Below are 25,806 nucleotides of genomic sequence, written 5' to 3' on the forward strand. Positions count from 1 at the left end.
GTCGGCCCATCTGACGGCGGTGGCCCGTCCGGCGGCGGGCCGTCTGACGTAGGCGGCACGTCGGGCCTCGGGGGCGGTTCAGACTTCGGTGGCACGTCAGACCTCGGCTGTGACTTCAACGGACGTCCTCCCCTTCGCACTGTGGGCCCGACCGGGTTTCCGCGTGCGGCGGGCCGTCCGTGATTGCGCGTACGCCGCCCCCGACACCGCGAGGCCCGCCAGCAGGGCCAGGGCGACCGCCGGTGCCAGGGCCGCCCACGGCGCGCGTTCCACGTAGGCACGTGACTCGTCGAGGAGCAACCCCCACTCCGGGGTGGGCGGTTGGGCTCCGAGGCCCAGGAAGCCGAGGGAGGCGAGGGCCAGGGCGATGCCCGGGAGGCGCAGGACGGCGTGGCGGGCGACGGGAGCGGCGACCGACGGGAGGACGTGACGGGTGAGGATCCACCACGGGCTCGCACCTATCGCCCGTTGCGCGGTCAGGAACCCTGACGCGCGGACCTCCTGCACCAGCGCCGCCGCGTGTGCGGACAGGGCGGGCCAGGAGATCAGGGCCACGGCGAGGGCCGCGCCGCCCGTGCCGGGGCCGGCCACCGCGGCGACGAGGATGCCGACGATCACCGGAGGCAGCGCGTTGGCGATGTCCGCCGCGCCCGCCGCGACCCGGGGCAGGAAGCCGAGGGCCAGGGAGACGAGGAGGCTCAGCGCGCAGACCGCCATCGCCGTGCCGACCGTGGTGGCCGCACCGTGGCCGAGGCGGGCCAGGACGTCACGGCCCAGCCCGTCCGTGCCGAGCGGGTGCGCCCAGGACGGCGGGAGGAGGCGGGCGGTGGTGTCCACGGCGTACGGGTCGCGCAGCAGACCCCAGCCCACGGTGACCAGGAGGACGGCCGCCAGGGTCAGCGGTATCGCGGGGTGAGAGCGGAGCGGGCGAGCCGGCGGCAGGGTGAGGCCCGCGTCGCGCAGGGCCGGGCCGAGGAGCCGGCGCCGGGCGAGGGTGGCCAGGGCGCCCGCGATCAGTCCCAGGGCGAGGAGGGCGAGGACCGCGCCCTGGAGGAGGGGGATGTCCTGGGACTTGGCCGCGCCCAGTGCGGTACGGCCGATGCCGGGCACCGCGAACACCATCTCCACGGCGACCGCGCCGCCGGTCAGGCCGACGGCGGCCATGCCGAACTGCGGTACCAGGGGCGGCAGTACGCGGCGCAGCGCCGCCGCCGAGACCCGGACCCGGCTCACGCCCGCGCCCCGCCACAGCTCCACCCAGCGTTCGTCGAGCACGGCGGGCAGCGCGTCCGCGACCAGGCGGCCCAGCAGACCGCCGGCCGGGACACCGAGGGCGATCGCGGGCAGCACCAGGTACTGCGGGCCCGCCCAGCCGGACGTCGGCAGCCAGCCCAGCCAGACCCCGCAGACCAGCAGCGCCACCGTGGCCAGCAGGAACTCGGGGACGGCGGCGAGCATCGCGGCGAACGCGCCGGCCGACCCCCGGCCCCGTACGAGCACCGGGGCGACCAGCGCGCAGGCCAGCAGGAGGGCGACGGCGAAGGCGGTGCCCATCAGGCCGAGGGAGACCTGGAGGCCGGAGACCACCGAGGGCAGGACGTCCGTGCCGGACACCCATGAGGTGCCGAGGTCGCCGCGCAGCAGTCCGGCGGCCCAACGCCCCAACAGCGACAGGGGACCCGCGCCGAGGCCCAGGTCCTCGCGGATCGCGGTCAGCGCCTCGGGCGTCGCCTCCTGCTCGGCCGACCGGGCGCGCAGCACGGTCAGCGCGGGATCACGGCCGGACAGCCACGGCAGCAGACCGACGACGGCCAGCACACCGAGCAGACAGCAGAGACGGGTCAGCCCGGCGGCCCCGACCAGCGCCCCGACGAGGCGCCGCCCCCACCCGGTCCCGCTCGCTCCGACCCTCCGAGCCCACCGAACGGCTCCGACCGCCTCGGCGGGGGTCCGGGCGTCGCGTGCCCCGGCGGTCGGTTCGCCTGCGGTCGGCTCGTCTGCGGTCGATTCGTCTGTGGGCGTGCTCACTTGACGTAGGTGTCGGCCGTGACCAGTTCCCGCTCGCGCGGGTCGTGGGCCGCGTCCACGACTCCGGACGCGTCGCCCTGGATGACGCGCTCGTGCAGCATCGGCACGGCCGCGTCAGTGGTGAGGACGGCGGCCTCGGCGTCGATGACGGCCCGGCGGCGGGCGTCACCGGCGGCGGTGTCGGAGGCCCGGTCGAGGGCGGTGTCCACGTTCTTGTCCGCGAGCTGGGCGATGTTGAAGGAGCCGTCGGAGGCGAAGTCGCTGTAGAGGTACGCGGCCGGGTCGCCGGAGTCGAGGACGGTCGCCCGGGAGAGGATGAAGGCGTCGAACTCGCCCGCGAGCGCGTCGGACTCGATGTTGGCGTACTCGCGCACGTCGAGCTTCACCTTGAACCCGGCCTTCTGGAGCTGCTGTTGCAGCGTGGCGGCGACCTCAGGAAGCTCGGCGCGGTCGGTGAACGTGCCGATGGTGATGGCCTCGCCGTCCGGGTCGCCGGCCTCGGCGTGCTGCACCGGGGTCCGCAGTTCGGCCGCCCACGGGAGCGCGGGCCCGAGCAGCCCCTCGGCGACGTCCGCACGCCCCTCGTACACGCCCTTCACGATCGACTCGGCGTCGACGGCCTCGCGGGCGGCCGCGCGCAGCGAGGCGTCCTTGAACACGCCCTTCTCGGTGTTCAGGTAGAGGGTGTTGGTGCGCGGCATCGGGACCTCGGTGATCAGGTCCTGGTCGAGGACGGCGGCCTGCGACACCGGGACCGCCTCGACGATGTCGGCCTCGCCGCTGCGCAGGGAGGCCGCACGGGCGGTGCCGTCCGGCACGTACTTCACGTCGATCCCGGGGGCCTTGGCCTTGCCGCCCCAGTAGTCGTCGTAGCGGTCGAGGGCGGCGGAGGCGGTGCCGTTGACCTCGGTCAGCTCGAAGGGGCCGGTGCCGGCGCCGAGCGGGTTCACCGTCTTCCCCTCGTACGCCTTCGCCGCGAGGATCGACAGCTGCGGCGAGCTGAGGCGCTGCGGGACCAGCGGGTCCTCGACCGCCGTGGTGACGGTGACGGTGTCGCCGTCGGCCTTCGCCGTGAGCTCCACGCCGTCGAGGATGCGGGGCTTGGGGGAGGCGGTGGCCGCCTCGGTGAGGGAGTTGACGACGGCCTCACCCGTCAGCTTCGTACCGTCGTGGAACGTCACGCCCTTCCGGATCGTGAACGTCCACTTCTTGCCCGAGCGCTTCCACTCGGTGGCGAGCGCGGGCTGCGCGTCGCCCTCCGCGTTCAGCTTCACCAGGGTCTCCGCGGTCGACCAGCGCGACAGCTTGAACGCGTCGTCGGAGAGCGGGGACAGGCCCGAGCGGGGCGGCTGCATCATCGCGAGCCGTATCCGCTTGCCCTCGCTCCCGGCCTCCTCGGGGCCCGTTGCCGAGAAACAGCCCGTGAGCAGGGCGGAGGTCGCGGTGGTGACCGCGGTGAGCGGGACGAGACGGGCCGGGACGCGCACGGGACACTCCGAGTAAAGGCGTGGTCAAAGATTCAACGTGCCTGACCGTAACACGATGACAATCATTTTCAGAAGCGCGGTTTCGCGCCACCACGATGCCGCCACCCGATCCCGAACACACAGGCTGGAGGGCGTTGTCAGTGCCCCCTGTCATGGTGGGGCCGTGGACGACGAGACCTTCTGGGACGTGATCGAGGGCTGCCGACGGGCGACGCGGGACCCCGACGAGCGGTTGGAGTGGCTGCGCGCGCGGCTGGCGGGCGGGCCGGAGCCCGAGATCCTGCGGTTCCAGACGAGCCTGGACCGCGTGCTGGCCCCCTCGCTCACCTGGGACCTGTGGGGCGCCGCCGACCGGATCATGGGTTGGTGCTCCGACGACAGCTTCTTCTACTTCCGCCTCTGGCTGGTCGGTCTGGGCCGGGACGGGTTCCACCGGGCCGTCCGAGACCCGGACTCCTTGGCCGACGTGCCCGGGGTGCGACGGCTCGCGGGCCGCTCGCCGCAGCTCTGGGACGAGGAGGAGTGGCTGGAGTGGGAGGAGTTGGACTATGTGGCCGCGCGGGCCTACGAACACGTCACGGGGCGTACGGAGGAGGACTTCTACGACGCCATGGACGGACTCGGCGGCGACGACCCCGAGTCGGGGGACCCGGTCGGTGAACGCTGGGACGCCCGCGACGACGAGGAGTCGCACCGCCGCCTGCCCCGCCTCAGCGCGCTGTTCCCGCTCCCCACGTCGCGCTGACGCCCACCGGCTGTGCCGGCGAGTCGGCGCTCACCGGCTGTGCCGGCGAGTCGACGCTCACCGGCGGCCTCACAGCCGCGTCCCCTTCAGTGCCATGTGCAGCAGCAGCCGGTCCTCGCCGTCGGTCAGGCGCAGACCCGTGAGCTGCTCGACGCGGGAGAGGCGGTAGTAGAGGGTCTGTCGGTGGATGCCCAACTCGGCCGCCGTCCGCCCGGCTTGGCCCGCGTGGTCGAGGAAGACCTCGGCGGTGTGGGCGAGTTCACGGTGGGCGGGGGTGAGGAGGGCACGGACGGCCGGGTCCTGGGGGAGGCCGGGAGGCAGCGCGGTCAGCAGCCGGTACGGGCCGATGGAGCGCCACTCGGCGATCGGGCCCAGCCGCGGCTCAGCCAGCGCCGCCCGGGCCGCCGCCGAGGCCTCCCGCCAGTCGGTGCCCAGTTCGGCGAGGCCCGCGCGGGCCCCCGAGACGCCCGCCGCCGCGTGCGCGCCCGCGCGTTCCAGCAGCCGGGCGGCGGCGGTGAGCGCCGGGGCCGGTACGTCGGCCGAGCGCAGCCGTACCAGCAGGGCCAGGCCCTGGCCCGCCGCGCCCCACGGCACCGTGCACAGCGCGGTCGCTCCCGGCACCGTGCGGAAGGAAGGGGCGTCGTCCGGGTCGGGGGACGGCCAGGGGGCCACGCACACCAGCGTGTGGACGCCGTCGCCGCGGGGGCCGAGGGCCGCGCGCAGCTCCGCCACGGCCATGTCGCGCTCCCAGTCGCGCTCGGCGGTGAGGACCGCGCGCAGTTCGCGGGTGAGATCGGCGCCGGCCTGGGCCTCGTCCGCGAGGAGGGCGCCGATGCGGGAGGTCACCGCCATGGCGGCGGACAGCTGGGCGTCGGTCGGGCCCGGGTCGCCGTCCAGGAGCCAGACGTAACCGAGGACGACCCCCCGATGGCGTACCGGGAGGCAGACCCGACCCCGGAGCACCCCCGCCTCCGGGGTCGGCGGGATCCGGACCGGGCCGGTCGCCCGGGTGATGCCGAAGCCCTCGAACCACTCCCGTACCGCCGTCGTCGAGCGGCGGGTCAGGATCGAGCGGGTGCGGACCGGGTCGAGGGCCGACGGATCGAGCTCGCCCTCGCTGTCGTAGGCGCCGAAGGCGATCAGCTCGAAGTCACGGTTCTCCAGCGTCGCCGGGGCGCCGAGCAGCGCGGAGATCTCGTCGACGAGGTCCTGATACCCACCCAGCGGGTGGGGCGATGCGGATTCCGACGTCACCCACGCATTCTCCCGCACACCCCCAGGGCTCTTCCCCAGGGCTTACCCGAGGGCGGTCCCCGAGGTGGTCTCCGAAGCGGTCTCGAAGATGGTCTCCGAGGCGGTGCCGAAGGCGATCTCCGAGGGCGGTCTCTGAGGTGGTGCCGAGGGCGGTCTCTGAGGCGGTGCCGAAGGCGGGCTCCGAGGGCGGTCCCCGAGGCTCTCCACAGGGCTTGCCCCAAGGCGGCCCCTGAGCCTTTCCGCGAGGGGGCCTCCAGCCTTCCGCGAGGCGGCCCCCGGGCCTTACCGCGAGGCGGCCGCCGAGCCTCTCCCCAAGCCGGTCCCCGAGCCTCTCCCCAAGCCGGTCCCCGGGCCTCTCCCCAAGCCGGTCCCCAACGTGACCCCCACCTCCTTCATACATCTGTCTGAGATCTGCGGCACGAATGCGTGACAGCTGTCGATGGTCGGCGAACGGGGGGATCCTTAGGTTTCACGGTGGTTCTATCTGCTGGTATGTGGAGGTGCCCCGTGCTGGGTCCCGTGATTCTCGCCGCGTCGCGCAGCGACCGGATACGACGCCTGATCTCGGCGGCGCCCGTGACCAAGCAGGTCGTCGACCGCTTCATCCCCGGTGAACGCGTCGACGACATCGTCCCCGTCATCCGCGAGCTCACCGGCCGCGGTCTCGACGTCACGATGGACGTCGTCGGCGAGGACATCACCCGACCGGAGCAGGCCGCCGCCGCCCGCGACGCCTATCTGGAGCTGATCGACCGGCTGAAGGAGCTGGAACTCGGCGAGCGCGCCGAGATGTCCGTGAAGCTCTCCCTCTTCGGCCAGGCCCTCGACGGCGGCCACGAGCTGGCCCTGGCCAACGTCCGCCCGGTCGTCGAGGCCGCCGCAGCGATCGGGACGACCGTCACGCTCGACGCCGAGGACCACACCACCCTCGACTCGATGTTCGCCATCCACGACGAGCTGCGCCGGGACTTCCCGCAGACCGGCTGCGTCATCCAGGCCTACCTCTTCCGCACCGAGGCCGACGCCCGCCGCCTGGCGGAGAACGGCAGCCGGGTGCGGCTGGTGAAGGGCGCCTACAAGGAGCCCGCCGACGTTGCCTTCCAGCAGAAGGCCGAGATCGACAAGGCGTACGTCCGCGTCCTGAAGATCCTCATGGACGGGGAGGGGTACCCGATGATCGGGTCCCACGACCCGCGCCTCATCTCCATCACCCAGGAACTCGCCCACCGCGCCGGACGCAAGCTCGACGAGTACGAGTTCCAGATGCTGTACGGCATCCGCGGCGACGAGCATCTGCGGCTCGCCGCCGAAGGCCACCGGATGCGGGTCTACACCGCGTACGGCACGGACTGGTACGGCTATTTCATGCGCCGCCTCGCGGAGAAGCCCGCCAACCTGCGGTTCTTCCTCCGCGCCATGGTCAGCAAGGGCTGAGCCCCACACAACGGCTCGCACACACCGCTCAATAAGGAGTTACGGAACCCATGGACGCTGTGACCCAGGTCCCCACCCCCGTCAACGAGCCGGTGCACGGCTACGCCCCCGGCTCGCCCGAGCGCGCCCGGCTGGAGGTCAAGCTGAAGGAACTGGCGGAGAACCCGATCGACCTGCCGATGACCATCGGCGGCGAGAAGCGGATGGGCGGCGGCGACCGCTTCGACGTGGTGCAGCCGCACAACCACAAGGCCCGCCTCGGCACCTACGCCAACGCCACAGGCCAGGACGCCCAGGACGCCATCGACGCGGCCCTCGCCGCCGCGCCCGCCTGGCGCGCGATGTCCTTCGACGACCGCGCCGCGATCATCCTGCGCGCCGCCGACCTCCTCGCCGGCCCCTGGCGCGAGACGCTGGCCGCCTCCACCATGCTCGGCCAGTCGAAGACCGCCCAGCAGGCCGAGATCGACTGTCCCTGCGAACTGGTCGACTTCTGGCGCTTCAACGTCAAGTACGCCCGTGACCTGCTCGCCGAGCAGCCCCCGGCCAACTCGCCGGGCGTCTGGAACCGCCTCGACCACCGCCCGCTGGAGGGCTTCGTCTACGCGATCACGCCGTTCAACTTCACGGCCATCGCGGGCAACCTGCCGACCGCCCCGGCGCTGATGGGCAACGTGGTGGTGTGGAAGCCGTCCCCGACGCAGACCCACGCCGCCGTCCTGCTCATGCGGCTGCTGGAGGAGGCGGGCCTGCCCAAGGGCGTCATCAACCTCGTCACCGGCGACGGCATCGAGGTGTCGAACGTCGCCCTCGAGCACCCCGACCTCGCCGGCATCCACTTCACCGGTTCGACCAAGACCTTCCAGTACCTGTGGAAGACGGTCGGCGCCAACATCGAGAAGTACCGGTCGTACCCGCGCCTGGTCGGCGAGACCGGCGGCAAGGACTTCGTGGTCGCGCACCCGAGCGCCGACCGCGCCGTGCTCAAGACCGCCCTCACCCGCGGCGCCTTCGAGTACCAGGGCCAGAAGTGCTCGGCGACCTCCCGGGCGTACATCCCCGCGTCGATCTGGAACTCCGGCTTCAAGGAGGAGTTCGCCGCCGAGGTCGAGTACCTGACCATGGGTGACGTCACCGATCTGTCCAACTTCATCGGCGCCGTCATCGACGAACGCTCCTTCGCCAAGAACAAGGCCGCCATCGACCGCGCCAAGTCCGACCCGACCTGCACGATCGTCGCGGGCGGCAGCTACGACGACTCGGTCGGCTACTTCGTCCGCCCGACCGTCGTCGAGTGCACCGACCCGGAGAACGAGGTGTTCACCACCGAGTACTTCGGCCCGTTCCTCGCCGTGCACGTCTACGAGGACGACCGCTACGAGGAGATGCTGACCCAGATGGAGTCGGTGTCGGCCTACGCCCTGACCGGTTCGGTCATCTCCGGCGACCGTGCGGCCGCCGCGTACACGATGGACAAGCTCCGCTACGCGGCCGGCAACTTCTACATCAACGACAAGTCCACCGGCGCCGTCGTCGGCCAGCAGCCCTTCGGCGGCGGCCGTGCCTCCGGCACCAACGACAAGGCCGGCGCCCCGCAGAACCTGATGCGCTGGACCCTGACCCGCGCGATCAAGGAGACGTTGGTCCCGCCGACCGACTACACGTACCCGCACATGGGCTGACCCACCGGCCACCGTCCAGCGACGCCCGGCCCCTCCCGTCATGGAGGGGCCGGGCGTCGCCGCGTTCGGCGAGATCAAGGAAACCGCAGGTCAGCGGCGTGTGATCCATTCCACCGTCTCAGATAGTAGGAAGTCCGACTAACTGTGGAGACAGATGCGCCGAGCTCACCTAGCTTTGTAGGAGCCGAACGTCTCGCTCGATCCAGCGAATGGCGGTCGTGAGCCGGAGCCCGAGGCAGGCAACCCCTGCGGCCCCGCTCCCCGCCCCATCCGGCGTCTCGTAACCCTCCCGTTTCCGTACTCCGGATTGCCTCGAAGGAGTCGATTCCCCATGGCCGAGACGACCGTCCGCCGCCGAGTCCGTCACGTTTCCCGGACCACCGAGTCCGACCGCAAGAACGCCGCCGCAGCCCTGCAGCGCGCCCTCGACCGCCGGGACAACGGCGGCTCCACCGGGCACTGAGCCGCCCGCCCGGCCGGGCACTTCGGTGCCCCCACCAGCCGGGAGCCGCACCCGTTCGGGGTGCGGTGCGGCCGTGAGCGGACGTCTCACGCGCCGCGCCGCACCTCGAAGTGGTCGACGCGGTCGCCGTTCTGCGCCAGCGCCGACACCTTCAGGGCCGGCCGCGCGCCGCTCTCCGCCTCCACCGAGAGCAGCGAGAACCCCCGGTAGCGCACCCGCGACCACTCCACCGTCTCCGCCTTCGACCTGCGGGACTTCGTCCACTCGAACGTCTCGACGGCGTCGTGGCGGGTCACGTGTCCCTCGTAGCTCTCCTTCACGCCGGACGGGAAGCCGTACAGATCGCGCCCGCCGCCGCCCGCCGTGACGTACACGATCCCGTCCCGGGTCGGGTCGGTGGACGCGCCGACGGGTACCGGCCTGCCGACCTTGCCGTCCTTGATGGCGTCGGTCCGCTCGTAGACGTGGTTGTGGCCGTTGACCACCAGGTCCACCTGGTGCTTGGTGAACAGCGGCAGCCACGCGTCACGGACACCGCCGTCGGAGGCGTGCGAGGACGTCGAGTAGGCGCAGTGGTGGAAGAAGACGACGATGAAGTCGACGCCCTTCGCGGCCCTCAGCTCCCCCAGCTTCCGGTCCAGCCACTTGGTCTGCCGGCCGCCCGAGTAGCCGAGGTTGGCGGGGATCTCGTACGACACGTCGTTCGCGTCCAGCGCCACGAAGCCGACGTTGCCGTAGGTGAACGCGTACACCCCCGGCGCCGAACGGGGATCGAAGCCGTTGTCCGGGAGGGACCAGCGGGCGAGCTGGCCGCCGTAGCCGTCCGGTGAGTACCACGCCTCCATGTCGTGGTTGCCGGTCGTCACCATCCACGGCACGGACCTGGCCACCGGCTCGTTCTGCTTGAGGAACAGGTCCCAGAATCCCGGGTCGTAGCCGTCCGACTCCACACCCTTGCCGTTGCCGTTGGCGTAGCAGATGTCGCCGGCGTGAAGGTGGAAGGCGGGCTTCTGGCGGACGATCAGGTTGTCGTTCGCCGCCGCGGCCTTGCCGACGCCCTGGTCGCCGAACGCGGTGAACACGAACTTCTCCGGCGCGGCGGGTGCCGTACGGAAGGTGCCGATCGTGGAACGGTGGGCCGGGGCGGCCGGATCGAAGCCCTCGTGGCCGACGCCGTAGTAGTACGTCGTGCCGGGGCGCAGGCCGTCCAGGGCCGCGTGCAGGTAGTACTGCTCCAGCTCCAGGCGCACGCCCTCGATCCCCGGCGTGTGCAGGTCACGGACCTCCGCCTCGACCTTCCGGGTCAGCTCCTCGGGCTTCAACCCCACCCGCAGATAAGGCTTTTTCACCGCGAGCGGCACCTGCCAGGAGACCCGCATCTGTGTCTTCGGATCGGCGCCGAACGCCAGATGACGGCCGAAGGGGGTGACCACGGAACCGGGCGCCTTGGAGGTGGCGGGCGACGGGGCCGAGGTCGTCGCGTTCGGTGAGGCCGACGAATCGGAACCGCCGCAGCCGGTCAGCAGCCCGCCCGCCGCCAGCGAGCCCGCCGCCACCAGGGTGCGGCGGCGCGACAGCTTCGTACGCAGGTACTCGTGCTGCTCGGCCATACTCATCCGGCGCGCGAGCTGCGGCGGGATGCCGAAGTCGGGTATATCCATGCTGTCGAACTTCCCAGTGAATCCCAACACCCGCCCCCCGTACGGGTGAACGCGTGGTGACGTGTGGGCAGCCTCACCCGACCGTGCGTCCGTATTGCGGTCGAGGGCAACGTCCGTATCGCGGACACCTCGTGTCATCCCGTGGGACAAGGAGTACGGTGCCGCCATGTCTCGCAGCCTCAATCTCGCAGTGATCCCCGGTGACGGCATCGGTCAGGAAGTCGTGGCCCAGGGGCTCAAGGTCCTCTCCGCCGTCCTTCCGCAGGATGTGAAGCTGGAGACCAAGGAGTACGACTTCGGCGCCCAGCGTTACCACGCCACCGGTGAGACCCTCACCGACGCCGACCTCGACGCGCTGAAGAAGCACGACGCGATCCTGCTCGGCGCCATCGGCGACCCGAGCGTCCCCTCCGGGGTCCTGGAGCGCGGCTTCCTGCTCAAGCTCCGCTTCGCCTTCGACCACCACGTGAACCTGCGCCCGTCGAAGCTGCTCCCCGGTGTCGCCACCCCGCTCGCCGGCCAGCCCGAGATCGACTTCGTCGTGGTCCGCGAGGGCACCGAGGGCCCCTACACCGGCAACGGCGGCACCATCCGCAAGGGCACCGAGCACGAGGTCGCCACCGAGGTCTCCGTCAACACGGCGTTCGGTGTCGAGCGTGTCGTGCGGGACGCGTTCGCCCGCGCCCAGGCCCGCCCGCGCAAGAAGCTCACCCTCGTCCACAAGAACAACGTGCTGACTTTCGCCGGTCACCTGTGGACGAACATCTTCAACAAGGTGGCCGAGGAGTTCCCCGAGGTCACCACCGACTACATCCACGTCGACGCAGCCACGATCTACCTGGTCACCGACCCGGCCCGGTTCGACGTGATCGTCACCGACAACCTCTTCGGCGACATCATCACCGACCTCGCCGCGGCCGTCTCCGGCGGCATCGGCGTCGCGGCCTCCGGCAACATCAACCCCTCCGGCGAGTTCCCGTCCATGTTCGAGCCCGTGCACGGCTCGGCCCCGGACATCGCCGGCCAGGGCAAGGCCGACCCCTCCGCCACGGTCCTGTCCGTCGCCCTGCTCCTGCGTCACCTCGGCTACGAGGGGGAGGCCGCCCGCATCGAGGAGGCCGTCTCCGCCGACCTCGCGGAGCGCGTCGGCAAGCCCGCCCGTTCGACGGCCGAGATCGGCGACGCCCTCGCCGTACGAGTAGCCGGCTGACCCGCCGCGCTCACTCGAATCTCTCGAAAGCCGCCGGGTCGCACCAGCACCCGGCGGCTTCCGTATGACTTCCCCAGGGTCCCGCCGGGTGTCACCATCATCCCCGGGTCGCATTCACGCCGTTTTCGTCCGCCGACTCCGCTTGCGATAATCGAACGCGGAGCCGCCGAATGAGGCAATGCTCGGACGTCCTAGGACTCGCCACCGGCAGTGCGGACGTGAGCGCGGCCCGTCACACACAACCGGTGAAGGACAACCACTCATGACGACGCCCACGATCGAGCTCAAGCCCTCGGCCTCGCCACTTTCCGACGCGCAGCGCGAGGCGATCCTGGCCGACCCCGGGTTCGGCCGCCACTTCACCGACCATATGGTCGTCATCAAGTGGACCGAGGGCCGCGGCTGGCACGACGGCCAGCTCGTTCCGTACGCGCCGCTCTCCCTGGACCCGGCCACCATGGTCCTGCACTACGCCCAGGAGATCTTCGAGGGGCTGAAGGCCTACCGCCAGCCGGACGGCTCCGTCGCCACCTTCCGTCCGGAGAAGAACGCCCGGCGCTTCCAGGCCTCCGCCCGCCGGCTCGGCATGCCGGAGCTGCCGGTCGAGACCTTCATCGAGGCCTGTGACGCGCTGGTGCGGCAGGACCAGGCCTGGGTCCCGGCCCATGGCGGTGAGGAATCCCTCTACCTGCGCCCCTTCATGATCGCCACCGAGGTCGGCCTGGGCGTCAAGCCGGCGGGCGAGTACCTCTTCCTGGTCATCGCGTCCCCGGCCGGCGCCTACTTCCCCGGTGGCGTGAAGCCCGTCTCCATCTGGGTCTCTGAGGACCACGTCCGCGCCGTCCCCGGCGGCATGGGCGACGCCAAGACCGGCGGCAACTACGCCGCCTCCCTCCTCGCCCAGGCCGAGGCGGCGGCCGAGGGCTGCGCCCAGGTCTGCTACCTCGACGCGGTCGAGCGCAAGTGGGTCGAGGAACTCGGCGGCATGAACCTGTACTTCGTGTACGGCGACCGCATCGTCACCCCCTCCCTCACCGGTTCCATCCTGGAGGGCGTCACCCGTGACTCCCTGCTGACGGTCGCCGCCGACCTCGGCTACGCCGCCGAGGAGGGCCGGATCTCCATCGAGCAGTGGCAGGCCGACTCCGAGAGCGGCGCCCTCACTGAGGTCTTCGCCTGCGGTACGGCCGCCGTCATCACCCCCGTCGGCACGGTCAAGCGCACCGGCGCCGCCTGGCAGCAGTCCGGCGGCGAGCCCGGCCCCGTCACCCTCAAGCTCCGCGACGCGCTGCTGAACATCCAGCGCGGCACGGTCGAGGACAAGCACGGCTGGATGCACGAACTGGGCTGACACCGACCGCGACTCCCCTCAGGGCCGCCCCGGACGACACGTCCGCGGCGGCCCTGCCGCGCCGCCCGGTACATCTGGACGGGACCTGAAGCGGGGCACCACGGTCCTGCTCAGCCCGGACGCCACCGGCGGCACGGCCACGGCCTCCGTCGAACCGGGCGCGATCGCCGACGGCGGCCGCCGGATCGGCTTCGAGTCCCGGAACCCGTCCCTGATGCGGGCCGCGACACCAACGACGCCCGGGACGTCTTCGTACGCCACACGCGGTGACCGCGAGCAGATCCGCGCGCACCGACACCGACGTGATCAGCACGCTGTTCGCATCCTGAGACGGACGGTGAGCACGGGGACGGTCTGTGCCAGACTGCCGCCGTGCTCTCGTTCGCCATGATTATTGGCAGCAGGCGCGCCGGTCCGCAGTGACCGCCACGTACGACCAGGTACGGGTGGACACCGTCGTCCTCGACCCGCGCGCAGACCTCTCGCACCCGCGAGGGGTTTTTCGCTTTTCTGGCCCACCTTCAGCCGGGAGCGCAGCGTGAGGGACCATTGGGGGCGGTGGAGCCGGTCATTCCGGTACAGACCGAGATCCAGCGGGATCCAACAGCAGGAGCCTTGACACCATGACGGAAACCAGCGCACTGGACGACTCCTTCCACGTCTTCGACACCACCCTGCGCGACGGCGCCCAGCGCGAGGGCATCAACCTCACGGTCGCGGACAAGCTGGCCATCGCACGGCACCTGGACGACTTCGGCGTCGGCTTCATCGAGGGCGGCTGGCCCGGCGCGAACCCGCGCGACACCGAGTTCTTCGCCCGCGCGCGGAAGGAGATCGACTTCAAGCACGCCCAGCTGGTCGCGTTCGGCGCCACCCGCCGCGCGGGCGGCAAGGCGAGCGAGGACCCGCAGGTCAACGCCCTGCTCGACTCCGGCGCCCCGGTGATCACCCTGGTCGCGAAGTCCCACGACCGTCATGTGGAACTCGCCCTGCGCACCACCCTCGACGAGAACCTGGAGATGGTCCGCGACACGGTGTCGTACCTCCGTTCCCAGGACCGCCGGGTCTTCGTCGACTGCGAGCACTTCTTCGACGGCTACCGCGCCAACCCCGAGTACGCCAAGGCCGTCGTCCGTACCGCCGCCGAGGCCGGCGCCGACGTGGTGATCCTCTGCGACACCAACGGCGGCATGCTCCCTGCCCAGGTCCAGGCCGTCGTCGCCACCGTCCTCGCCGACACCGGCGCCCGCCTCGGCATCCACGCCCAGGACGACACCGGCTGCGCGGTCGCCAACACCCTGGCCGCCGTCGACGCCGGCGCGACCCACGTCCAGTGCACCGCCAACGGCTACGGCGAGCGCGTCGGCAACTCCAACCTCTTCCCGGTCGTCGCCGCGCTGGAGCTGAAGTACGGCAAGAAGGTCCTCCCCGAGGGCGCCCTGCGCGAGATGACGCGGATCTCGCACGCGATCGCCGAGGTCGTCAACCTCACCCCCTCCACCCACCAGCCGTACGTCGGTGTCTCCGCCTTCGCTCACAAGGCGGGCCTGCACGCCTCCGCGATCAAGGTCGACCCGGACCTGTACCAGCACATCGACCCCGAGCAGGTCGGCAACACCATGCGGATGCTGGTCTCCGACATGGCGGGCCGCGCCTCCATCGAGCTCAAGGGCAAGGAGCTGGGCGTCGACCTCGGCGACGACCGCGAGCTGGTCGGCAGGGTCGTCGAGCGCGTCAAGGAGCGCGAGCTGAAGGGCTACACCTACGAGGCCGCCGACGCCAGCTTCGAGATCCTGCTGCGCGACGAGGTGGCCGGCAAGCCGCAGCGCTACTTCCGCACGGAGTCCTGGCGGGCCATCGTCGAGGACCGCCCCGACGGCAGCCACGCCAACGAGGCCACCGTCAAACTGTGGGCCAAGAGCGAGCGCATCGTCGCCACGGCGGAGGGCAACGGCCCGGTGAACGCGCTCGACCGCGCCCTGCGCGTCGCCCTGGAGAAGATCTACCCCCAGCTCGCCAAGCTGGAGCTGGTCGACTACAAGGTCCGCATCCTGGAGGGCAAGCACGGCACGAACTCCACGACGCGGGTCCTCATCTCCACGACGGACGGGACGGGGGAGTGGTCCACGGTCGGGGTCGCCGAGAACGTCATCGCCGCGAGCTGGCAGGCGCTGGAGGACGCGTACACGTACGGCTTGCTCCGCGCGGGGGTCGAGCCGGCGGAGTAGGCCCGGGTGGGTGCGCTTGCGTTGCCGGGTGCGGGTGGGTGGGGGCTGGTCGCGCAGTTCCCCGCGCCCCTAAAACCAGGGGCTGCGCCCCGTGCTTTTCGATGAAGGGCCGAAGGCACCTTCAGGGGCGCGGGGAACTGCGCGAGAAGCCCCACCGACCCGCACCCGACGACGCACCCCGAAAACCCCACCCCGTACACGCCCCCCCCCGACCGCGGAGCCGTCCATTCGACTGCCCAGGCACTCACGGGACCTGTTGATCGAATCGTCCGTTTTCGTGACGATCGAGGTAGCTTCGAAGGTATGAAAGGCGTACCGGGTCGACGTCATCTCCTCCTCCGCCTGCTGATCGCGCCGCTCGCCGCGGCGGCCCTGGCGGTGCTGTCGGTCGGTGCGCCGAGCGCCCACGCGGCCACCGACCTGTCCACGGTGGCCGCGGCCCTGCGCGAGGCCCCCGTCTACGTCGACCCGGCCGCCACCGACCTGCTCTCCTCGGCGGACGCCGAGGCCCTCTCGGACAAGATCGAGGACGCGGACGAGCCGATCTTCGTGGCGGTCCTCCCGGCCGGCTACCCGAGCGAGAACCTCTTCCAGAACCTCCGCACCGAGACGGGCGTCACCGGCCTCTACGGCGTCCGCCTCGGCGACCGTTTCGACGCCCGGGCCGATAGCAGTGTGCTGAGCCAGGAGGCCGTCGCCAACCTGGTCACCGCGGTCCAGGGCGCCGGCGACCCGAAGGCCCAGCTCAACGACTTCGTGGACGACGCCCTGCGCAGCAACCCGGGCGGCACGGCCCCGTCGAGCTGGAGCGACGGCGGTGACGCGGGCGTCGACGCCGGTGCCCTGGCCGCGGCGGGCGCGGTCGTGGCGGCGGGCGGCGTCGGCGCGTACGCGCTGGTCCGCCGGAACCGCCGCCGCAAGGAGGAGGAACGCCGCGAGGCGCTGGCCAAGCTCGCCGTGGTGGTGGACGAGGACATCACCGCCTTCGGCGAGGAACTGGAGCGCCTGGACTTCCACCCCGCCGAGGCGGGCGCCGACGACGTGATGCGCGCCGACTACGAGCGGGCCCTGGACGCCTACGAGAAGGCCAAGTCCCTCATGGCGGCGACCACCCGCCCCGAGGAGGTCCGCGCAGTCACCCAGACCCTGGAGGACGGCCGCTTCTCCCTGGCCCAGCTCGCCGCCCGCAGGGAGGGCCGCCCCCTGCCGGAGCGCCGGGCCCCCTGCTTCTTCGACCCGCGCCACGGACCGTCGGTCGCGGATGTGCTGTGGACCCCGGGCGTCGGCACCGCGCGCGAGGTGCCGGTCTGCGCCGCCGACGAAGCCCGCCTCGCCGACGGCCAGGACCCCATGATCCGCGAGGTGGAGACGGTGTCCGGCGCCCGCCGCCCCTACTGGGACGCCGGCCCCGCCTACGGTCCCTGGGCGGGCGGCTACTTCGGCGGCGGCATCCTCCCCGGCCTCCTCGTCGGCACCATGCTCGGCAGCATGATGGCCACCCCCTCGTACGCGGCCATGTACGGCTCCGGGTACGGCGACTTCGGCGCGGCCTCCGGCTACGGAGGCGGTGACGTCTCGGGCGGCGACTTCGACACGGACGACTTCAGCGGCGGTTTCGGAGGTGGCGACTTCGGCGGGGGCGGGGACTTCGGGGGCGGCGGAGACTTCGGCGGAGGTTTCTGAGGCCCTCGCCCGCCCCGGGCCGGCCGTGGGCACGGACACGGGCCCGGCGCTGGGAGCCGCCGGGCCCGTGGACGTCGTACGCGAGTGCTGCGGCGCGTCGCTCAGAGCGTGGCCGCGGCCGTCGCGATCTGGGACGCGAAGGTGGACACCTCGGTGTAGACACCGGGGGCGTTGGGCTGGGCGCAGCCTATGCCCCAGCTGACGATGCCGACCTGGATCCACTGGTTGGCGTTGTCCCGGCGGAACATCGGACCGCCGGAGTCGCCCTGGCAGGTGTCGACGCCACCCGCCGCGTAACCGGCGCAGATCTCCTCACCGGCGATGAGCCCGCTGTAGCCGCTGTAGGAACGGCAGGTCGCGTCGCTCACGAACGGCACGGTGGCCTTGAGCATGTAACGCTGCTGCGCGCCGCCCTGGGTGGCCGCGCCCCAGCCGGCCACGGTGAAGGTGCCGGAGTTGTACGCGGTGGTCGTGGCGATCTTCAGCGTCGGGAGGTTGATGGGCGAGGCGAGCTTGATGAGCGCCCAGTCCTTGCCGTCGCCGTTGTAGCCGGGGGCCCGGTACACCTTGGTCGAGCGGACCTGGACCCGGCCGCTGGTGCTCTGCAGGTCCACGACGCCGGCCGTGGCCGTGATGCTGGTGTTGTTGCCGGTCGCGCCGACACAATGCGCGGCCGTGAGCACGATCTGCTGCGTGTACAGCGCGCCGCCACAGCCCATCGACAACCGGACCATGAACGGGAACTCGCCCTGCGCGGCCCGCGTTCCGCCGACCACCGGCGCCGGCGCGGCCGTCGCCGCCGACACGGGCTGCAGGCTGGCGATCGCGAGCGCGGCGGCACCGACAGCCGCACATCTCTTCAGAGCGGTGATGAGTCGCTTCAACGTGATGCCTTCCGTGGGGGGCTGACATGCGATGAGTCGTTCGATGACGCGTACTGCCGAAACCGCAGGCATGACGCGGGCATGCCAATCAAGCGACATGAAATCGCCTCTGGTGGCATGCCCAGGTCAATTTCTGTTGCAGGATTATGAGAACGCCGGAAGCCCTCACACAAGGGGCGCGAACCAGCCAGCCTCGCTGCCGGTCCCCCACCGTCCCGCGGGAAAGGGAGTGCGGCGGCGCCGGAGGACCGCGCACACTGATCCGGTGATCGACATCTCGACCGAGCTCGTACGCGCCCTGATCTCAAGCCGGTTCCCGCAGTGGAGCGACCTCCCGGTCAGAGCCGTCGACCGGCAGGGCTGGGACAACCGGACCTTCCGGCTCGGGGAGCGGTTGACGGTTCGTCTGCCCAGCGCGGAGGGCTATGTGGCAGCCGTGGCCAAGGAGGACCGATGCCTGCCCGAGCTGGCCCGGCATGTGCCGGTGCCGGTGCCGGAGCCGGTCGCCGTCGGGGCGCCGGGGGCGGGGTACCCGTTCCCGTGGTCGGTGCGGCGGTGGCTTCCGGGGGAGACGGTCGAGACCGCGACGGGCGTCGACGGGACGCGGCTCGCCCGCGACCTCGGCGACTTCCTCACCCGGCTGCGCGAGGCGCCGGTCGGGCGGGGCCCGGCGGCCGGACGGCACTCGTACTTCCGTGGCTGTCATCCCAGCGTCTACGGCGACGAGGTCGAGGCGGCTCTGGAACGGCTGGCCGACTCCGTCGACGTCGCCGCCTGCCGGGCCGTGTGGGCGCAGGCGCTGACGTCCGCCTGGCTCTCCCCGCCGACGTGGTTCCACGGTGACGTCTCCGTCGGGAACCTCCTCACCACCGACGGGGTTCTCTCCGCCGTCATCGACTTCGGCTCCTCCGGCGTCGGCGACCCCGCCTGCGACCTCGTCATCGCCTGGAACCACTTCACCGGCGAGGAGAGGAAGGTCTTCCGCGAGGCCGTCGGCCTGCCCGACGACGCCTGGCGACGGGCCCGGGGCTGGGCACTGTGGAAGGCCCTGGTCAGCACGGCGGGACTGTCCAGCCCCGACTCGGAGGGCCGGCAGCGCAGGGTGCTCGACCGGGTGCTGGAGGACGCGGTCGTCTGAGGATCCAGGGCTCTCGGGCTCCAGGGCCCTCGGACTCTAGGACAGAAACCGTCCTAGATCCCTTCTACCGTGCCGGGCATGACCACTCGCGAAGCCCTGGAAGCCCGCGCGTTCCCCGACGCCGACCACCTCGACGCCTGGCTGGCCGCCCACCCCGCTCCTGCGTCCGGCGGCCTCTGGGTCAAGGTCGCCAAGAAGGGAGCCGGGATTCGTTCCGTCGGCGCCGGGGACGTCAATGACGTCGCACTGTGCCACGGGTGGATCACCGGGGTCCGGCGTCGGCTCGACGCCTCGTACTTCCTCCAGCGGATCACCCCGCGTCGGCCGGGCGCCGACTGGTCGATGGTGAACGTGCGGCGGGTGGCGGAGCTGACCGCCGCCGGGCGGATGCGGGCCGGTGGTCTCGCGGAGGTGGCCGCGGCGCGGGCGGACGGCCGGTGGGCGGCGGCGTACGAGTCGCAGAAGAACGCCGTCGTCCCCGAGGACCTCGCGGCCGCACTGGAGCGGAGCCCCCGCGCGAAGGCCGCCTTCGACGAACTCGGCAGGACGGAGCGGTACCTCGCCATGCTCGGCGTCCTGCGGGCACGTACCCCGTCGCAGCGGGCGGCCCGGTCGGCGGTGGTCGTGACCAGGCTGGAGGAGGGACGCGCGGTCCGGTGACGGACACGCGGTGAGTTCAGCGCTCCGGCGTCGTCGTCCTTCGGGCGTCGAACCGGGTACCCGCGTGCGGACATGCCGAGCCCTCGCCCTCCTGCCCGGGAGGCAGGCGAAGGGCGAGGGCGCTCGGCGGTGTGTCGGGACGGCGCGGCATCGCCGCCGACGGGGTCACGCGTTCCGGATCGCCGAGATGTCGAAGGTGAGCTTGATCTTGTCCGACACCAGGACGCCGCCCGTCTCCAGCGCCGCGTTCCACGTCAGGCCCCACTCGGAGCGCAGGATCTCCGCCTTGCCCTCGAAGCCGACGCGCTCGTTGCCGAAGGGGTCCTTGGCGGCGCCGTTGAACTCCAGGTCGATGGTGAGGGGCTTGGTCGTGCCGAGGATGGAGAGATCGCCGGTGATGCGGTAGTCGTCGCCGCCGAGGGCCTCCGCCTTCGTGGAGCGGAAGGTCATCGTCGGGAACTCCTCCGTCTTGAAGAAGTCCGCGCTCTTCAGGTGACCGTCACGGTCGGCGTTGCCGGTGTCGATGCTCTCCATCTGGACGTCGATGGAGGCGGTGGACCGGGACGGGTCCGTGCCGTCCAGGTGCAGACTGCCGGAGAAGTCGAGGAAGGCGCCCTTGACGTTGGTGACCATGGCGTGGCGGGCCGTGAAGCCGATCGTGGTGTGGGACGCGTCGATCGCGTAGTCACCGGTCAGCGCGGCGAGTTCGGGGTTCACCGCGGAGACGGTCGCCGGGGTGCCGGCGGTCTCGGTGGTCGAGTTGTTGCGGCCGAAGATGCCCATGACGTGCTCCTTGAGTGATGTCGTTCAATGTTCAACGAACCGAACACGGCCCACCGTAGACCTATTCCGTTCAAGTTTCAACCGTGTCGATTCAGTGATCGACATGTCACGCGTTGTTGATCCGGCGACGCTCGGGTGGTACACGGCATGGGCATGCCCCCCACACGCCGCACCCTCCTGCTCCTCGCCGCGACCCTGGCGACGACGACCGCACCCGACCCCGCAGCGAACGCCGCGTACGCCACCGACGAGGAGGAGTACGACGCCCTCCGTCACCGCTGGCTCGCCATCGCGCTCGGCGACGGCTACGACCCCGCCGCCGAGCCCTACGCCACCCGCCTGCGCGAGACCGGCGACCTCGCGCACGCCTTCCGCGCGGCCATGGCGCCCACCGCGAACTCCCTCTGGCCGGGCCACCCCTTCGACCCGCCCGCCGGAATCACCCAGAGCTACAGCCGCCTGTGGACGATGGCCCAGGCGTACACCCAGCCCGGCACCGGCCGTACCGGCGACCCGGCCCTCCTCGCGGACGTCCTGCGCGGCCTCGACCACCTCGCCACGACCGTCTACCACCCCGGCACCACCCGCTACGGCAACTGGTGGGAGTGGCAGATCGGCAGCCCCCGCCTCCTGCTGGACATCGTCGCCGCCCTGTACGACGAGCTGACGCCCGCCCGCAGGGCCGACGCCTGCGCGGCGATCGACCACTTCATCCCCGACGCGCTGCTCCGCGACTACACCGGCACCTCCACCGGCGCCAACCGCGTCGACCTCTGCCGCTCCGTCGCCCTGCGCGGCATCCTCGGCCGCGCCCCCGAGAAGATCGCCCTCGCCCGTGACGCCCTCTCACCCGTCTTCCCGTACGTCACCCGGGGCGACGGCCTCTACGCCGACGGCTCGTTCGTGCAGCACACCTGGGTCGCCTACTCGGGCACGTACGGCCAGGTCATGCTCGACGGACTGGGCAGGCTCCTCACGCTGCTGGCCGGGTCGAGCTGGGCGGTCACCGATCCGAACCGGCAGAACGTGCTCGACGCCGTGGAGCGGGCCTACGCGCCGCTCATCCTCGACGGGTTGGTGATGGACAGCGTCAACGGCCGTGCCATCAGCCGGGGTTACCTCAAGGGCGACGACCGGCACCTCATGCGCGGCGACCACTTCCACGGGCACGGCCTCATCGCCGCGATCGCGCTCCTCGCGCTCGGCGCGTCCGCCGCCGAGCGCGAGCGGTGGCACGGGCGGATCAAGGGGTGGATCGAACGCGACACGGTGACACCGATCCTCACGGCGCGCCAGTTTGGTGTCGCGGACCTGGCCCGGCTCCACGCCGTCGCCGCCTCCCCGGTCGCCGCCGCGCCCGAACCCGTCGGCCACCGCCTCTTCCAGGCCATGGACAGAGCCGTCCACCGCCGGCCCGCCTTCACGGTGAACCTCGCCATGGCCTCCGACCGCATCGCCCACTACGAGTGCGGCAACGGCGAGAACCCACGCGGTTGGCACACCGGTTCGGGCACGACCCTGTGGTGGGCCGACGGGCACGGCGACCAGTACACGAACTGGTACTGGCCCACCGTCGACTGGTACCGCCTCCCCGGCACCACCGTCTCCACCAAGCGGCTCGCCGACCGGGAGGGCGGCGAGTGGGGCGCGCCGAAGCCCCCGGTCCGCTGGGTCGGCGGGACGACCGACGGCGAGTACGCGGCCGTCGGACAGCACCTCGCGGGCCTCGGCTCCACGCTCCGGGCCCACAAGTCGTGGTTCTGCGTCGCGGACGCCGTCATCTGCCTCGGGGCGGGGATCAGCTGCGCGGACGGCGTGCCGGTGGAGACGGTGGTCGACAACCGGAACCTGGGGGAGACCACCGCCACGGCGCCCCAGGCCCTGCTGCGGGGCCGACGCTGGGCGCACCTCGCGGGCCACGGCGGCTGGGTCTTCCCCGAGGCGCGGACGGACGGTGCCCTGCGCACCCTGCGCGAGGACCGCACCGGCGCCTGGTCCGACATCAACACCGGCAGTACGACCGAGCGCCGCACCCGGCGCTGGCAGACCCTCTGGCTGGACCACGGCACCGATCCGGTGAACGCCCGCTACGCCTATCTGCTCATGCCCGGAGCCTCCCGCCACGCCGTCGAGGCCCGTGCCGCCGACCGCCGCTGGTTGTCGATCCTCGCCAACGACAGCACCTGCCAGGCCGTCCACGTCCCCTCGCTGGGGCTGCTCGGCGCGAACTTCTGGCGGCCCGGTACGGTGGGCCCGCTGACCGCCTCCGCCGGGGCGAGCGTGCTGGTCCGCCGCCGGGGGAGGACCGCTACCCTCTGCGTGAGCGAACCACCGCGCACGGGCGAGCCGATGGAGATCATCTGGAACGGCCCGTGCCGCGGGGTGATCCGGGCGGACGACCCGGTGGAGGTGCTGGAGTCGGTGCCCGGCCGCCTACGGCTCCGCGTCACCCCGGGCACGGCCTGCGCCACCCACACCTGTGACCTGACTCTCCCCTGACCGGACCGACCGGCCTTTGTGCGACCCCTACAAGCCGCACACCCCCTGAGCAGTCGGTTCGACTGCATGCCGATGAGGTTCTGTTCAGGGGTACCAGGAAAACACGCCGGAGACTGTACGGAGTCGACGGACCGCTTTCCTCGCTCGGCTTCGTAAGGTCACTACATGACCGTTTTGGATGAGGCACCGGGTGAGCCGACGGACGCGCGCGGGCGAGTGGCCGAACTGCACGAGATCCGTGCCCAGGCGTTGGCCGGCCCCAGCGAGAAGGCGACCGAGGCGCAGCACGCCAAGGGCAAGCTGACCTCCCGGGAGCGCATCGAGCTGCTGCTGGACCCGGGTTCGTTCAACGAGGTCGAGCAGCTGCGCCGGCACCGGGCCACCGGATTCGGTCTAGAGGCCAAGAAGCCGTACACCGACGGTGTCGTCACCGGCTGGGGCACGGTGGAGGGCCGTACGGTCTTCGTCTACGCCCATGACTTCCGCATCTTCGGCGGCGCCCTCGGCGAGGCCCACGCCACGAAGATCCACAAGATCATGGACATGGCCATCGCGGCCGGTGCCCCGCTGGTCTCGCTCAACGACGGCGCGGGCGCCCGTATCCAGGAGGGCGTCTCGGCGCTGGCCGGCTACGGCGGCATCTTCCAGCGCAACACCAGGGCCTCGGGTGTCATCCCGCAGATCTCGGTGATGCTCGGCCCCTGCGCGGGCGGCGCGGCCTACAGCCCCGCCCTCACCGACTTCGTCTTCATGGTCCGCGAGACCTCGCAGATGTTCATCACCGGCCCGGACGTCGTCAAGGCGGTCACCGGCGAGGAGATCACCCAGAACGGCCTCGGCGGCGCGGACGTGCACGCCGAGACCAGCGGTGTCGCGCACTTCGCGTACGACGACGAGGAGACCTGCATCGCCGAGGTGCGCTACCTCCTGTCGATGCTCCCGCAGAACAACCGCGAGAACCCGCCCCGCGTCGAGCCCTCCGACCCGGCGGACCGTCGCAGCGAGGTCCTCCTCGACCTGGTCCCGGCCGACGGCAACCGGCCGTACGACATGACCAAGGTCATCGAGGAGATCGTCGACGACGGCGACTACCTGGAGGTCCACGAGCGCTGGGCCCGCAACATCATCTGCGCGCTGGGCCGGCTCGACGGCCAGGTGGTCGGCATCGTCGCCAACCAGCCGCAGTCCCTCGCGGGTGTCCTCGACATCGAAGCCAGCGAGAAGGCCGCGCGCTTCGTGCAGATGTGCGACGCCTTCAATATCCCGATCATCACTCTCCTGGACGTACCCGGCTTCCTCCCGGGCGTCGACCAGGAGCACGGTGGAATCATCCGCCACGGCGCGAAGCTGCTGTACGCGTACTGCAACGCGACCGTGCCCCGGATCTCCCTGATCCTGCGCAAGGCGTACGGAGGTGCCTACATCGTGATGGACAGCCAGTCCATTGGTGCGGACCTCACGTACGCGTGGCCGACCAACGAGATCGCCGTCATGGGCGCCGAAGGTGCCGCCAACGTCATCTTCCGGCGCCAGATCGCCGAGGCCGAGGACCCCGAGGCGATGCGGGTCCGGATGGTCAAGGAGTACAAGGCCGAGCTGATGCACCCGTACTACGCGGCCGAGCGTGGCCTCGTGGACGACGTGATCGACCCCGCGGACACCCGCGCGGTCCTCATCCGCTCCCTCGCGATGCTCCACACCAAGCACGCGGACCTGCCGTCCCGCAAGCACGGCAACCCGCCGCAGTAACCCGACGGTTCCTTCGCGGTACCCCTGCGGAAACCTCACCCACGGAGACTGACACCCATGAAGCTTCCTGATATTCGCGTCGAGAAGGGCCACGCCGAGCCCGAGGAAGTGGCCGCGATCACCGCGCTGCTGATGGCCCGAGCGGCCGCGCAGCCGGCGGAGGCCACACCGGTCCACCGAGGCCGCCTCCGCGCGGGCTGGCGCCGCCTGGAGCGCGAGCCGGGGTTCAGGGCGCCCCACAGCTGGCGCTGAGCCGTGGCTTGAAAGGGCCCCCTTCCTTCAGGGAGGGGGCCCTTTGCGTGCGTTGTAGGCCGCGGGGTGAAAAGCACGGGGCGCAGCCCCCGCTTTTCAGGGGCGCGGGGAACTGCGCGAGCAACCCCCACTCACCCGCACCCGACAACGAACAGGGACCCCTCCCGCAAAGGAAGAGGTCCCTGTCGAAGGCTCGGGTGCTACCGCAGGCGAGCCATCAGCGCATGCTCGACCAGGGTGATCAGCGCCGACTTGGCATCGGACCGATGCCGCGCGTCCGTCGTGATGATCGGGGTGTCCGGACCGATCTGAAGGGCTTCCCGGACCTCGTCCGGGTTGTACGGCTGCTGGCCGTCGAAGCCGTTGAGGGCGATGACGAAGGGCAGGCCGCTGTTCTCGAAGTAGTCGACGGCCGGGAAGCAGTCGGCGAGACGCCGGGTGTCGACCAGCACGATCGCGCCGATCGCGCCACGCACCAGGTCGTCCCACATGAACCAGAAGCGGTCCTGGCCGGGGGTGCCGAACAGGTACAGGATCAGGTCCTGGTCGAGGGTGATGCGGCCGAAGTCCATGGCGACCGTGGTGGTCGTCTTGTCCCCGGTGTGGGTGAGGTCG

At 71.4% G+C, this 25,806-nt stretch carries 20 protein-coding genes; 13 read left to right on the plus strand and 7 right to left on the minus strand.

Going from position 1 to position 25,806, the window contains the following annotated elements:
• Window positions 1-96: 96 nt before the first annotated feature.
• Window positions 97-1,863: an ABC transporter permease subunit gene (locus PUR53_RS13895; protein WP_329908462.1), complete on the minus strand. Its 1,767-nt coding sequence runs from the start codon at window positions 1,861-1,863 to the stop codon at window positions 97-99.
• A gap of 161 nt (window positions 1,864-2,024) precedes the next feature.
• Window positions 2,025-3,515: an ABC transporter substrate-binding protein gene (locus tag PUR53_RS13900; RefSeq protein WP_329908453.1), complete on the minus strand. Its 1,491-nt coding sequence runs from the start codon at window positions 3,513-3,515 to the stop codon at window positions 2,025-2,027.
• A gap of 163 nt (window positions 3,516-3,678) precedes the next feature.
• Between PUR53_RS13900 and PUR53_RS13905 the strand changes: the two genes are divergently transcribed.
• On the plus strand, window positions 3,679-4,260 hold the full coding sequence (locus PUR53_RS13905) for a DUF4240 domain-containing protein (RefSeq protein WP_329908454.1): 582 nt from the start codon (window positions 3,679-3,681) through the stop codon (window positions 4,258-4,260).
• 69 nt (window positions 4,261-4,329) lie between these two features.
• On the opposite strand, the gene PUR53_RS13910 is transcribed toward PUR53_RS13905, so the two are convergent.
• A complete protein-coding gene (locus PUR53_RS13910; RefSeq protein WP_443078101.1) occupies window positions 4,330-5,532 on the minus strand; it encodes a PucR family transcriptional regulator in 1,203 nt (400 codons plus the stop codon).
• A 489-nt stretch (window positions 5,533-6,021) separates the two neighbouring features.
• Between PUR53_RS13910 and PUR53_RS13915 the strand changes: the two genes are divergently transcribed.
• From PUR53_RS13915 to PUR53_RS13925, 3 genes are all read left to right on the plus strand, one after another.
• Window positions 6,022-6,948, plus strand: coding sequence for a proline dehydrogenase family protein (locus PUR53_RS13915; RefSeq protein WP_329897031.1), 927 nt, complete (start codon window positions 6,022-6,024; stop codon window positions 6,946-6,948).
• A gap of 50 nt (window positions 6,949-6,998) precedes the next feature.
• On the plus strand, window positions 6,999-8,630 hold the full coding sequence (pruA, locus tag PUR53_RS13920; RefSeq protein WP_329897032.1) for an L-glutamate gamma-semialdehyde dehydrogenase: 1,632 nt from the start codon (window positions 6,999-7,001) through the stop codon (window positions 8,628-8,630).
• A 331-nt stretch (window positions 8,631-8,961) separates the two neighbouring features.
• Window positions 8,962-9,093, plus strand: coding sequence for a hypothetical protein (locus PUR53_RS13925; RefSeq protein WP_005479955.1), 132 nt, complete (start codon window positions 8,962-8,964; stop codon window positions 9,091-9,093).
• 86 nt (window positions 9,094-9,179) lie between these two features.
• Here PUR53_RS13925 and PUR53_RS13930 read toward each other — a convergent pair whose 3' ends face one another.
• Window positions 9,180-10,754 (minus strand): purple acid phosphatase family protein, encoded by a 1,575-nt coding sequence (locus tag PUR53_RS13930; RefSeq protein ID WP_329908455.1) that lies wholly within the window; start codon window positions 10,752-10,754, stop codon window positions 9,180-9,182.
• Between the two features lie 166 nt (window positions 10,755-10,920).
• Here PUR53_RS13930 and PUR53_RS13935 point away from each other — a divergent pair, with 166 nt between their 5' ends.
• The 4 genes from PUR53_RS13935 to PUR53_RS13950 all read left to right on the plus strand — a co-directional run bounded on the left by PUR53_RS13935 (window position 10,921) and on the right by PUR53_RS13950 (window position 17,226).
• Window positions 10,921-11,964, plus strand: a complete 1,044-nt coding sequence (locus tag PUR53_RS13935) for a 3-isopropylmalate dehydrogenase (RefSeq protein ID WP_239757438.1) — start codon at window positions 10,921-10,923, stop codon at window positions 11,962-11,964.
• 262 nt (window positions 11,965-12,226) lie between these two features.
• The gene (locus PUR53_RS13940; RefSeq protein ID WP_329897034.1) at window positions 12,227-13,315 is read left to right on the plus strand and encodes a branched-chain amino acid aminotransferase; all 1,089 of its coding nucleotides are present in this window, start codon (window positions 12,227-12,229) and stop codon (window positions 13,313-13,315) included.
• A gap of 623 nt (window positions 13,316-13,938) precedes the next feature.
• The gene (gene cimA / locus PUR53_RS13945) at window positions 13,939-15,543 is read left to right on the plus strand and encodes a citramalate synthase (RefSeq protein ID WP_329897035.1); all 1,605 of its coding nucleotides are present in this window, start codon (window positions 13,939-13,941) and stop codon (window positions 15,541-15,543) included.
• A gap of 303 nt (window positions 15,544-15,846) precedes the next feature.
• Window positions 15,847-17,226: a hypothetical protein gene (locus PUR53_RS13950; RefSeq protein WP_329897036.1), complete on the plus strand. Its 1,380-nt coding sequence runs from the start codon at window positions 15,847-15,849 to the stop codon at window positions 17,224-17,226.
• A 101-nt stretch (window positions 17,227-17,327) separates the two neighbouring features.
• On the opposite strand, the gene PUR53_RS13955 is transcribed toward PUR53_RS13950, so the two are convergent.
• Complete coding sequence (locus tag PUR53_RS13955) at window positions 17,328-18,110, minus strand: serine protease (RefSeq protein WP_329897037.1); 783 nt, start codon at window positions 18,108-18,110, stop codon at window positions 17,328-17,330.
• A 265-nt stretch (window positions 18,111-18,375) separates the two neighbouring features.
• Here PUR53_RS13955 and PUR53_RS13960 point away from each other — a divergent pair, with 265 nt between their 5' ends.
• Together PUR53_RS13960 and PUR53_RS13965 are read left to right on the plus strand one after the other, a co-directional pair.
• On the plus strand, window positions 18,376-19,248 hold the full coding sequence (locus tag PUR53_RS13960) for an aminoglycoside phosphotransferase family protein (RefSeq protein WP_329908456.1): 873 nt from the start codon (window positions 18,376-18,378) through the stop codon (window positions 19,246-19,248).
• A gap of 78 nt (window positions 19,249-19,326) precedes the next feature.
• Complete coding sequence (locus tag PUR53_RS13965) at window positions 19,327-19,908, plus strand: YdeI/OmpD-associated family protein (protein WP_329908457.1); 582 nt, start codon at window positions 19,327-19,329, stop codon at window positions 19,906-19,908.
• 165 nt (window positions 19,909-20,073) lie between these two features.
• Here PUR53_RS13965 and PUR53_RS13970 read toward each other — a convergent pair whose 3' ends face one another.
• A complete protein-coding gene (locus PUR53_RS13970) occupies window positions 20,074-20,691 on the minus strand; it encodes a YceI family protein (protein ID WP_329897040.1) in 618 nt (205 codons plus the stop codon).
• Window positions 20,692-20,838: 147 nt separating this feature from the next.
• On the opposite strand from PUR53_RS13970, the gene PUR53_RS13975 reads away from it, so the two are divergent.
• From PUR53_RS13975 to PUR53_RS13985, 3 genes are all read left to right on the plus strand, one after another.
• The gene (locus PUR53_RS13975) at window positions 20,839-23,190 is read left to right on the plus strand and encodes a polysaccharide lyase 8 family protein (RefSeq protein WP_329908458.1); all 2,352 of its coding nucleotides are present in this window, start codon (window positions 20,839-20,841) and stop codon (window positions 23,188-23,190) included.
• Window positions 23,191-23,355: 165 nt separating this feature from the next.
• Entirely contained in the window at window positions 23,356-24,939 is a 1,584-nt protein-coding gene (locus tag PUR53_RS13980) for an acyl-CoA carboxylase subunit beta (protein WP_220646371.1), read from the plus strand.
• Window positions 24,940-24,996: 57 nt separating this feature from the next.
• Complete coding sequence (locus PUR53_RS13985) at window positions 24,997-25,191, plus strand: acyl-CoA carboxylase subunit epsilon (RefSeq protein WP_033526882.1); 195 nt, start codon at window positions 24,997-24,999, stop codon at window positions 25,189-25,191.
• 200 nt (window positions 25,192-25,391) lie between these two features.
• Here the strand turns inward: PUR53_RS13985 and PUR53_RS13990 are convergent.
• On the minus strand, window positions 25,392-25,806 hold a 415-nt coding region (locus PUR53_RS13990), incomplete at its 5' end, for a GTP-binding protein (RefSeq protein WP_329908459.1).

It is taken from the genome of Streptomyces sp. SP18BB07 (assembly GCF_036322545.1).
In the GTDB taxonomy this organism is placed as follows: Bacteria; Actinomycetota; Actinomycetes; order Streptomycetales; family Streptomycetaceae; genus Streptomyces; species Streptomyces deccanensis.